Origin of the sequence: Amycolatopsis sp. NPDC006131, assembly GCF_040614175.1 — a bacterium.
Classification (GTDB): domain Bacteria; phylum Actinomycetota; class Actinomycetes; order Mycobacteriales; family Pseudonocardiaceae; genus Amycolatopsis_E; species Amycolatopsis_E tucumanensis.
On record NZ_JBEXTX010000243.1, the window covers coordinates 1 to 1,456 of the forward strand.

1 protein-coding gene is annotated in these 1,456 nt (G+C 68.7%); it reads right to left on the reverse strand.

Translation table 11 applies throughout. The features are described 5' to 3' along the window. Positions 1-24 precede the first annotated feature (24 nt). Positions 25-1,224, reverse strand: coding sequence for an IS110 family transposase (locus ABZ215_RS43730; protein WP_354956852.1), 1,200 nt, complete (start codon positions 1,222-1,224; stop codon positions 25-27). Between the last annotated feature and the right edge of the window lie 232 nt (positions 1,225-1,456).

Consider the following 1,456-nt stretch of genomic DNA (forward strand, 5'->3'; position numbering starts at 1 on the left):
CCGGGGGGTGTCCCTATGGGGTTGTCAAGCGGCAGCGGGCGTCGGGGCTGGGTGTCGGTAGTGGGTTTTGTTGCGGAGCATGGCGTAGATGACGTCGCAGCGGCGGCGGGCGAGGCAGATGAGTGCGGCGTTGTGTTTCTTGCCCTCGGCTCTTTTGCGGTCGTAGTAGGCCCTGCTGGTGGGGTCGTGCAGGGCGGCGAATGCGGCCAGGAAGAACGCCCGTTTGAGCTTGCGGTTGCCGGTTCGGGCGGGGTGTTCGCCCTTGATCGAGCTGCCGGAGGTGCGGGTGACGGGGGCGATGCCGGCGTAGGCGGCCAGGTGGCCGGAGCTTTTGAAGGCGGAGGCGTCGCCGATCTCGAGCAGGATGCGGGCGGCGGTCCTGACTCCGATGCCGGGCATGGAGGTCAGGACCCGGGCAAGAGGGTGCGCATCGAGTATCTCCTCTACCTCGGTGGCGACCTGGCTGCGTTGCTGGAGCACGGTTTTCAGGCTGTCGGCGAGTCGGGGCAGGACGGTGTCGGCGGCGGTGGTGCCCGGGACGGTGACGGTCTGCTCGTCCAGTGCGGTCCAGATGTCGGCGACCAGTTTTTCGCCCATGCGGGGCGCGTGAGTGGTGGCGATGGCGGTGACTTTGCGGCGGCCGGCTGTGCGGATGCCGGTCGGTCCGCCGCAGCGGGACAGGATCTCCAGCACCGCCCGGTGGGTGACGCGAGGCCCGAGAACGCGTTCGAGGGTGGGGTGGATGCCGGTGAGCAGGCCGCGGATGCGGTTGCTCAGCCGGGTGGCTTCACCGGCCAGGTCGTCGTCGAACCCGACCAGCACTTCCAGCTCGGCCAGGGCCTCGTCACCGGGGTCGACCTGGCGCAGGGTGTGGGGCAGGCTGCGGGCGGCGTCGGCGATGATGAACGCGTCCCGGGCGTCGGTCTTGGCGGTGCCCGGGTAGAGATCGGCGATGCGCCGCATGGCCAGGCCGGGCAGGTAGGCCACCTGGTGCCCGGCCGCGCGGGCGACCGCGACCGGCAGCGCACCGATCGTGGCCGGTTGATCGACCACGACCAGCAGCGACCCGTGAACAGCAAGCGTGTCGAACAACGCCTGCAACTTGGCTTCGGTGTTGGGCAGCGGCCCGTCGTGCAGCCGCTTGCCGGTCGGGTCCAGCCCCACGGCGTGATGGTTGCCTTTGCCGACATCCAGACCGAGGAACACGCCATAACTGCTGGTCATGCACAGTGTCTTTCGTCCGTCGCGGGTGGTCACCGGTCAGGGCATCGATGGCCGGCACCCACGTTACGACGAGACCTACCCAGCGGTGGCCGTGTCCCTATTCAGCGGTCCCTCGATGCCACCAGGCCCGGCGACACCACCCCCCGGATCATGACCTCGACTGGGGGCATCAGTCATACCGAACCTGGCGACCACAGCTCCCTGATCAGGAACCACGAAAAAGGTAACGGGG

Excerpts from the sequence above, each read along its gene's own strand:
- ABZ215_RS43730 (WP_354956852.1), bottom strand. The coding sequence starts at position 1,224 with ATGACCAGCAGTTATGGCGTGTTCCTCGGTCTGGATGTCGGCAAAGGC.